Origin of the sequence: Sphingomonas sp. Leaf30, from assembly GCF_001422525.1 — a bacterium.
GTDB lineage: Bacteria > Pseudomonadota > Alphaproteobacteria > Sphingomonadales > Sphingomonadaceae > Sphingomonas > Sphingomonas aerolata.
This window is the reverse complement of sequence record NZ_LMKZ01000002.1, coordinates 55,607-64,793: the sequence shown is the minus strand read 5'-3', so window position 1 is coordinate 64,793 and position 9,187 is coordinate 55,607. Positions and strand designations below refer to the sequence as shown.

Below are 9,187 nucleotides of genomic sequence, written 5' to 3'. Positions count from 1 at the left end.
CTCAACCTTGGCGACGTAAAGACTGTGGTTCGGGTCGGGCAGGGGCAGGAAAGGTGTTCGAAGAAAGTTTCGTTGAACCGCGTCCGTGAACGTTCTCGTGATAGCGGGAGAAGTAGTCGAGCTATCGGCACGCACGATCGCTATCGTGCCTGGCTTCACAACGGATCCGGCAACCGGAGATTGCACTAGCGCTGCGGCCGCGGCGAAAAGGAGAACGTACATCTGACAGGCGCCGATCAATTACATGAGTGATGAGCCGAAACGGCATCGCGCCGGCGCTCCACATTGAAAGTGGTGATGGACCATGGTCGAATGACGATCGTGATCTTCCGCTTCGTCAGCCTCCTAGTCGAGATTCTCGACGTGTCGATCAGCCCATTGCTTGCCCTCATCGCCTCCCCAGAGAAGCCAAGCGATATAGCCGGCAGATGGATCGGTGTCTGATCCCCACTCGTGCGTTTTGCCGTCTTTATCGACATCGTGACGAGCGAAGTAGCTGTGCATGGACTTCACATCTTCGGCAGTCACATCGCCTTGCGCTGCGAGTTGCTCGGCACGACGAACCCCGACGTCCGTGCCGCCTCGTCCAAACTCATCGCGCAACTTTAGCCCCTTCTTTGCATTGGAAGCGATTTTTGCAGTTGGTTTGAACGTATCGGGCATCATGCTCTCCCTGTGACAACGTTCAAAACGCGTGGATTTTCGAACATATCCATGAGGGCGGCGCGGCGACTTTGCGTCTGCTTCTCCTAGGCAACGCTGTGTCACTAACTATCGGGTGTAGCGCACCAAAAGACGGTAACCTCGGGATTGGCTTTTTTCCAAAAAGTGCACTTCGACGGTTAGTCCCGGAAGTTACGTAAGCGCCACAGGCCGGCGTGTCGGCACCGATGGATCGATCGTCGCGAAGACGAGCTGTTCCCCGCGATCACGGACGATCGCTGGATCGGCGAAATAGCCCGGTAGCAGCGGGTCGCGCATGGCGGGCGCAAGCGCCTCGTCTCGGCCAGGCGCTGCCCCCCCCCTGCGAGCGCTAGCAGACCGGCGATCAGCGCCTGCCCGCGCCTCAAAGTGCGGTTTCGATCGCTTCGAGCGAGCGGCGCTTGGTCTCGGGGAAAAACGCGAGAACCACCGCGAACTGGAGCGCCATCATGCCTGCGAACAGGATGAACGGTGCGCCGCGCGAGTAGGCGGCGACCAGCGGGAACGCCATCGCGATGATCGCGTCCATGAACCAGTGCGTCGACGAGCCGAGGCTCTGCCCGCGCGAGCGGACGTCCGTCGGGAAGATCTCGCTGATGTACACCCAGATCACCGCGCCCTGCGAGAAGGCGAAGAAGGCGATGAAGCCAATCAACAGCCACAACAGCATGTCCTGATGCTGGCCGCTGAGGAAGACGTAGGCAACGCCCGACAGCATGACGGTGAGCCCTGCCGCACCTATAAGTAGCAATGTCTTGCGGCCGATCTTGTCAATCACGGTCAGTGCGAGTGCGGTGAAGAACAAGTTGCACGCACCGATCACGATCGCCTGCCGATCCGCCGAAACACTGTCGAACCCCGCGGCGGCGAATATGTCGTTAAGGTAATAGAGGATAGCGTTGATGCCGGAGAGCTGGTTGAACGAGGCAATCGCGAAGGCGAGCAGGATCGGGCGACGGTGCCGCGCCCAGCTAAGGCGGGGCTTCAGCACTACAGCGGCGGCGTTCGACTGGCGGTAGCTGGCGACGTTGGCGACGGGATCGGTGACGCCGAGCGAACGCAGGACGGCTTCCGCTTCGGTTTCGCGACCGCGGGCGGCGAGCCAGCGCGGGCTGTCGGGGATCGTAAACATCATAACCAGGAGAAGAAGGGCAGGCAGCGCGGTCACGCCGAACTTCACGTGCCAATCGAGCGCCCCCAGATTCATGCCGGTGACGATCGCGTTGCTGAGATAGGCGACGAGGATGCCGAGCACGATATTGAGTTGGAACGCACCGACCATCATGCCGCGCTTTTCAGCAGGCGCGATCTCGGCGATATAGACGGGGGCGAGCACCGAAGATGCGCCGACCGCAAACCCGGCGAGCACGCGGAAGGCGAGCAGCGCCCCCCAGTTCCACGCAGCGAAACAACCGATGCCTGAGATTAGGTAGATCAGCGCGATTGCCTTAAGCGAAGTGCGCGCGCCATAGCGATCGCCCGGCACGCCCGCGAGCAGCGCACCGGCCAGCGTACCCCAGAGCGCGCTAGAAACGGTGATGCCAACCCCCGCCGCGTCGAGGCCGAACGCGGTACGGATCCCCTCGGTGGTGCCGGCGATCACTGCGGTGTCGAACCCGAACAACAGGCCGGCAAGCGCACCGACCAGGACGCCGCGGAACAGGGTTAAATTCATTCGTCTTCGCTCCGGCATTCAAGGTTTCGCCGGCTAGTATTCAACCGTCTAATCGCCCCTCGCAAGGGGGAGGTAGGTGTTTGATCCCACGGTTTGATGGTGCGATCCTTTCGTCAGAATGGAAGGAAGCCATGTGGGACAGGTACGTCACGGGAGCGCCACGACCACGCACGCCGTCAGAGCAGCAATACAGCGATCGCAGGCTTCGCTCTCGACGCTGAGCCGGGAGTTCGGGATCAACCCGAAGACGGTGGCGAATCGGCGTAAGCGAGCGACGGTTGAGGATTTGAAGACCGGGCCGATGGCCCCTTACTCCACGACCTTAACCGAAGCCGAGGAGGCAGCGGTCGTCGCATTCCGGCGTCACACACTCCTGCCGCTTGACGATTGCCACTATGCGTTGCAGCCGTCGATCCGCATCTGACACGGTCAGCGCTGCACCGCTGCCTGCAGCGGCATGGCATCTCCTGTCTGCCGGACATCGAAGGCGACAAGCCAAAGCGACAGCGCTTCAAGCGCTACACGATCGGCTTTTTTTCACGTTGATATCGCCGAGGTTCAGACAGCCGAAGGCAAACTCTACCTGTTCGTCGGCATCGACCGCACGAGTAAGTTCGCGGTCACTCAGCTCGTCGACAAGGCTGATCGACGAACGGTGTGGGAGTTCCTTGAAGACCTGCTGAAAGCGGTGCCGTACCGGATTCGCACGATCCTGACTGACAACGGCATCCAGTTTGCCGAGCAGCCGCGCAACCGTAACACCGCCTGATAGCGTCAGATGCGCTTCGACATGATCTGCGAAGCAAACGACATCGAGTACCGGTTGACCAAGCCGAACCACCCGTGGACCAACGGTCAGGTGGAGCGGATGAACCGCACGATCAAGGAGGCGACCGTCAAACGCTTCCATTATGAAAGCCACGAGCAGTTACGGGTGCACCTAGCCGACTTCATGGCAGCCTATAATTTCGCCCGTCAGCTCAAGACGCTCAGTGGCCTCACGCCTTACGAATACATCGCCAAAGTCTGGACGTCAGAGCCTGACAGGCTCATCGTCGATCCGATCGACCAGATGCCGGGACTAAACACCTAAGCCCGCTCAACACCGAGCCGCACCCATCAGGCGGCCCGCTAACAGCGGGGCGTCACTATCGTCGCTGCGCGACGCAACACGTCTAACCCAAGTGACGTGAGACATGTCGCGTCCGCTCGCCTCTAACCCGGTCAAATCCGGGCCGCGCCAGGGTAGGCAAACAGGAGATCCGCATCGTCCGATGCGTCCAGATCCTCGTTTCCCGTCACGATAAGACATTCCCCTGCCTTCCAGGCGATCCCGCCTACGCTTCCCGTGCCGCGTACCGGAACGAGCCAGCCTCGGGCATTCCCAGGCATATCGATCCTGCGATCACCGCCGGTCCAGCGTTCGAGAACGAACGTCGGGCCTTCGACCAGTATCTCACGACCGGGTTCGACGACCCCGCCTTGGGGCTCCGCCGTCCAAGGATCGAGTTCCGCTACAGCGACGCCGTCGTCCAGATGGAGCTCCCTCGGTCGGCCGTAGTCGAACAGACGATAGGTCGTATCGGAGTTCTGCTGGACCTCGATCAGCGTGAGACCCGCCCCGATCGCATGGACGACACCCGACTTCGAATAAAAGAAGTCGCCTGGCTTGGCCGGCTTCCAGTCCAGTCTGCCTTCCAAGGTGCCGTTTTCTGCGCTTGTGCGGAGAACCTCTCGGGTCATGGGTTCCAAAGGACCTAAAGCAATCGTCGAGTCTGGCTCCGCGTCGAGTATGATCCAGCACTCGTCCTTGCCACGCGGAAGGCCACGTTTTGCGGCTTCCATGTCCGAGGGATGATTCTGCACGGATAGCTTTTCGCTGGTGAACAAATACTTGATCAGAAGCTCCGGGTCGGACAGTTCGGAGGATTGAAACCAGATCTCCCCGATCGGTTCGTCGTTCTCGGCCGGGTCCGTGAAGCCCCCGTAGAGGTTGCGGCGACCCCAAGGTTTCTCCACTCGTTTCGTCGTGAGCAGCTCAGCAGGCATGTCGTGTATATTCCTGATCAAGAAGGGTGGGGTGGCAGGCCCTCTTGGCCGGCCATTCGCAGAAGGTGGGCAGGAAGAGGTGGATTCGGATCTCTGGTCGAGCCGACGTTCTCTCCCGGTTTTCAGCCGCCCTTTCGGGAGGAAAAGGAAAGCGACGCGGGTTCGACGTTCCAGCCCCGGACCTGAAGCTCACCGAGCTTCCGGTCAGCCGGTATCTGCAGACGCAGTCGTCTCGTTTCGCCGGGGAGAAGGGAGACGTAGTTGTCCGTGAAGTAGGCAGGTAGTATCTGCACTCCCGCCGCATCGAACGGCGTCAGCTTTGCTTGGAGCACGGGGGAAGTGGACGTGTTGCGTATGATGACGTCGATCCCAGCATCGGAATTCGGTGACGTGCCACCAAACGCGATATCCAATCGGACCTTACGCAGGTCGTCGAGCGCCTTGAACGCTGCCGGATCGCTCGCATCCCAGTAGAGATTTTCAGACAACAGAACGCCTTTGGCGCTCGTCGCCGTGAGCTTGACGAACCTCAATCCGCCATCCCTACCGACGTCGAGATTACGTATATCGGCTATGTCATCGGCTGCGACGCTAACCACGGCCGACTTCGTGGCTAGTTCCTGCCCGCTGGGCGATACGATGCGAGCGGTGACCGTGACATCCTGCAACGGGGCATTGGTGGTGTTCACCAGCGTTAGGCTGCGATCCGGCAGGTTCATCTGTATATGGATGGGCTCCGTCCCCTTACGCGTTCCATAGAAAGAAGCGTGCGTGTCGTAGTCGGACGAATAGATCTGAAAATTCGCCGATGGCCATGCGGGATGCGACATCCAGAGCATGCGGGCGCTGTTCGTTCTCCACAGCCCGGCATTCATGCCCTCGAAGATCGCACGATGGGACTCGTAGTTCAGCAGCTGAGCCTTGCGCTCGAAGTCGGTCAGGCTCGTCGCCTCCCCCAAGCGCAGCTTCATCGCATCCATAAAGCTGGCCACTGAGACCGCTCGCTCCTGATGCCAGTCATGGTAGGCCCAAGTGTCGTTTATAGGCCATTGATCGGCCCCGGGGACCGCCCTCTGCCACGCTTCGAGCGTGGGAAAGCTCGGCGTGCCTACTTCGACCGCGAAGCCCTTCGCGAAATCGGTGAAGTAGCCTTCCGGGGAACGCCAGTTGTATGGCCCGGATCCGCCGAGGTTTATGATCCGTGACGAACCCTTGTAAAGTCGGCCTCCATCCTCCTCCCAGATCATGTCCTGCAACGCCGTCTGCAGGATCGGCTGAGGTACGCCCTCGTTACGACCGATCCACATAACGATAGACGGATGGGTCCTGAAACGTCGGACGACGTCGCGCGCGTTCTCCAGGAACAGAGGGACGTCCTCGGCTTCCGCGTTGTTGTCCTGCGTGGACTCCCAGAAATCGTTGAGGACCATCATGCCGTATTCGTCGGCGAGCTGGAAAAAGTTCTCCTCAGTGCTCTGGCCCATCCAGTTTCGGATGATGTTCAGACCGGCGTCGCGGTGAAGGCGAAAATAGGGTTCGAGCCGCTCTCTCCCCACCCGTTTCATCATCTCGTCCATGCCCCAGTTGCCGCCACGCGCCGCGATCCGGACTCCGTTAACCCTCAGGACGAGGTTCGGAGAAAGGCGCGGGTCGCTGACAACCTTGCGGACCGCCGGTGACAGCTCGGAACCGGGCCGCAACGAGTTCGCCCACCCATTTGGGACCTTTCGAAGAGCCGCGTTCCGCTCGTCGATGATCGGGGTCCCAAGTCGCTTCGCCTGCGCGAGATCGACATCGACGCGCTCCAGGTCACCGTGCTGATCAAGCGAGGACAGTTCGTAGGTCACCTTGCGCATTCCGAAGGACAGCTGCCGTCGATCGGACACCGTGCCCCCAGCATCCACGGCAAGCCTGAGCTGGTGCAGCGCCGGGGCGCCATATCCGTTTGGCCACCAGAGCTTCGGGTTCCGAACGTGCAGGGCGGCGTGTTCCGATGGGGTGAACCGCGCCGTCACGGTCGACCTAGGCGGAACGCTGATCCGGCGAGCTACGGAGACATCGTCGAAGGCGGCGCTCACGGTCGTATTCAGCGCGGTATCACTAACGTTCGTCACAGGCACGTCGATGAAGACATCCGCAAGCGAGTTATCGTCCTTGGGCAGATCCGTGGACACTTCGGGATCACCGATAGCCAGGGCACCTGTGGATTGCAGTTCGACGCCTTGCCATAACCCGGTGTTGCGGTCGCGGATGCCGGGTATCCAATCCCACCCCTCGCTGGCGGTGAAGGTCGGGCCATCGATCATCATGGCGCCGCCATTCTCGCCCCGCCCGCCCGTCATCGACTGCTCATGGGGGATGCCGGGATGGGGCGGCGGGGATACGCGGATGGCGATCGCGTTCGACCTACCGGGCATCAGCAGGCTCGTAACGTCGAACCGACCTCGCACGAAAGCGCCTTTGACGTCTCCCACCCGTCGACCATTGACCCAGACGTCGGCATGATAGTTGACGCCGTTCAGAACAAGCCGCTGCCTCTTGCCCTCTTCCGTTCGAGGAAGGGTGAATTCAGTCCGATACCAGTAGTCCTGCCGCGCAAGCCGTTCGGGGATGGCCATGTTGTTCAGTCCCACGCGCGGGTCCGGATAGACCCCACGATCGACCAGGGTCGTCAGCGCGGTTCCGGGGACCGTCGCGTGAAACCATTTGCTCGCATCGTAGCCAGGGCTCGACAGCAGCTTCGGCGTGCTCGAGACGTTCGGAGCTTCGACCATTCTCCAGCCGTTGACCGCGAACAGGCCATCTCGAACCGGAATCAGCGGGCTGCCTTCCACCGCGGGCGAGGGCTGAGGTTGCGAGAACGGCGCGATGCCCTTCGGAAGGGTCCAGGCACGCTGCGGCACGGCCTCGCCGTACTGCGTTCGCACCTGAAGAGGCCAACTGGGGCTGTTTGTCTCGAAACGGACAAAATTCTCGTCCGGCACGACTGCAGCCTCAGCACGTATCCGTTCGGCGGAGTAGGCCTGCGGAGTGGCAACAAAAGCCGCGAGGCGGCCAGCATAGCCTGGCTTGCCGAGCGTGCGCGAGCCGAGCACGATCAGCGCTTCGGGCGAGGACGCCGACGTGGTCCCTTTACCTACTTCGCGCCCATTGACGTAGAGACGGGCTGTTCCGCCGTCGCTGACTGCGACCACGTGGTGCCATCTGCCGATCTCGAGCGCCCCACCGCCTCGAAGGGATCGTCCACCCATTGATAAGCCCAATCGTCCATCGACCAGATCCAACGAGCGCGAAGCATCGTCCCCGGGCCTGCCGACGCCGGCGACCTCGACCCGGCCAGGCACGAGCCTTGCCGGTTTGATCCAGGCAGACATCGTCCATGCCGCGCCTGCGGGAATGTGCTCGCCTTCGGCATAGCCCTGAGCGCGCTTCGATATGGTGTCCCCACCAGCGATGAACTCGGCGTCGTAGGGGCCAAACGCATCCATTTTCGGCTGCTGGAGTCGCGGGGAAGCCCAGTCGACCTGCTGCGCGGTTCCGGGGACCGCTCCTCCGGCCACTACCGCCAGAAGGACGCTCTTCGAAACGATGCGCTTCACTGCGATTCTCCTTCATGGGCGGCAATGCCGATTTCAAGCCCGCGCAGTTCGGCGAGCCCCCTGAGCCGCCCAATCGCGGAATAGCCAGGGTCGCTTCCCGACTTCTTCAGGTCGTCGAGCATCCGGTGACCGTGATCTGGACGCATCGGGATCGAACGCCGTCCCGACATCGATATCGAACGGATGGCCTTCATGATCGCGACCATGTCACTGGACCCACCTAGGTGTGCGGCCTCGTGGAATCCGCCACCTGCTTCGCGCCGCACGTTTCTGAGATGGAGAAAGTGAACACGGTCGCCGAAGCGGCGCATCATCGCGGGAAGATCGTTCTGCGCGGCGACGCCGAAAGAGCCGACGCAGAAGCAGAGACCGTTCGAGACGTTGGGCACAGCGGCAAACAGTTTGTCCAAGTCGTCTGCCGACCCGACCACTCGCGGCAAGCCGAAAAGCTCGAAGGGCGGATCGTCAGGGTGGATCACCAGTCGCATGCCGAGATCGTCCGCGAGCGGGCATACTTCGCGCAGGAAGCCAAAGAGGTTTTCACGCAGGGTCTGCGCGTCGATCTCGCGATAGCCTTCTATCGCCGCAAGGAATTCCGCGGAACCAAAGCTTTCCTCGCTACCGGGAAGTCCGGCGATGATCGTACGCTCCAGGCAGTGGCGCGCCGCGCTGTCCATCGAAGCGAAATAGACTGCGGCGCGAGCCTTGACGTGATCGGAATAGCTCCGTTCGGCCGAAGGGCGGTGCAGGATATGAATGTCGTAGGCCGCCAGCGCTTCTGGTTCGAACCTCAAGGCCAACGCGCCATCGGGAAGCTCGTAGGCAAGATCGGTCCGCGTCCAGTCGAGAAGCGGCATGAAGTTGTAGGTCACTGTCGTGACGCCACATGCATGGAGGTTGACCAGGCTCTTTTTGTAGTTCGCCAACGCGTCATCCCGGCCCGGGCCGCCACGCTTGATCGCCTCGTGAACCGGCAGGCTTTCGACCACCGACCACCTGAGACCGGCCTGCTCGATGAGCGCCTTGCGATGCGCGATCGCCTCGACAGGCCACACCGCGCCGTTGGGCACCTCGTGGAGGGCCGTGACGACGCCCGTGCATCCGGCCTGTCGAATGTCGGAAAGCGAGACAGGGTCACGCGGGCCGAACCACCGCATCGTCT

6 protein-coding genes and 1 pseudogene are annotated in these 9,187 nt (G+C 61.5%); 1 reads left to right on the top strand and 6 read right to left on the bottom strand.

Annotated features, from left to right (window positions below):
- Window positions 1-345: 345 nt before the first annotated feature.
- From ASE89_RS19670 to ASE89_RS07150, 3 genes are all read right to left on the bottom strand, one after another.
- The gene (locus tag ASE89_RS19670; protein ID WP_031440600.1) at window positions 346-663 is read right to left on the bottom strand and encodes a hypothetical protein; all 318 of its coding nucleotides are present in this window, start codon (window positions 661-663) and stop codon (window positions 346-348) included.
- Window positions 664-855: 192 nt separating this feature from the next.
- Entirely contained in the window at window positions 856-981 is a 126-nt protein-coding gene (locus tag ASE89_RS21440; RefSeq protein ID WP_269082954.1) for a hypothetical protein, read from the bottom strand.
- A gap of 85 nt (window positions 982-1,066) precedes the next feature.
- The gene (locus ASE89_RS07150) at window positions 1,067-2,377 is read right to left on the bottom strand and encodes a sugar porter family MFS transporter (RefSeq protein ID WP_031440599.1); all 1,311 of its coding nucleotides are present in this window, start codon (window positions 2,375-2,377) and stop codon (window positions 1,067-1,069) included.
- A gap of 133 nt (window positions 2,378-2,510) precedes the next feature.
- Here ASE89_RS07150 and ASE89_RS19665 point away from each other — a divergent pair.
- Window positions 2,511-3,470, top strand: a pseudogene (locus ASE89_RS19665) (IS481 family transposase).
- Between the two features lie 131 nt (window positions 3,471-3,601).
- Here ASE89_RS19665 and ASE89_RS07135 read toward each other — a convergent pair.
- The 3 genes from ASE89_RS07135 to uxuA all read right to left on the bottom strand — a co-directional run bounded on the left by ASE89_RS07135 (window position 3,602) and on the right by uxuA (window position 9,182).
- On the bottom strand, window positions 3,602-4,426 hold the full coding sequence (locus tag ASE89_RS07135; protein WP_031440597.1) for a class I mannose-6-phosphate isomerase: 825 nt from the start codon (window positions 4,424-4,426) through the stop codon (window positions 3,602-3,604).
- A 122-nt stretch (window positions 4,427-4,548) separates the two neighbouring features.
- Window positions 4,549-8,025: a glycosyl hydrolase 2 galactose-binding domain-containing protein gene (locus tag ASE89_RS07130; protein ID WP_236701658.1), complete on the bottom strand. Its 3,477-nt coding sequence runs from the start codon at window positions 8,023-8,025 to the stop codon at window positions 4,549-4,551.
- Window positions 8,022-9,182: a mannonate dehydratase gene (gene uxuA / locus ASE89_RS07125; RefSeq protein ID WP_082451357.1), complete on the bottom strand. Its 1,161-nt coding sequence runs from the start codon at window positions 9,180-9,182 to the stop codon at window positions 8,022-8,024. The genes ASE89_RS07130 and uxuA overlap by 4 nt, the downstream gene beginning before the upstream one ends.
- Between the last annotated feature and the right edge of the window lie 5 nt (window positions 9,183-9,187).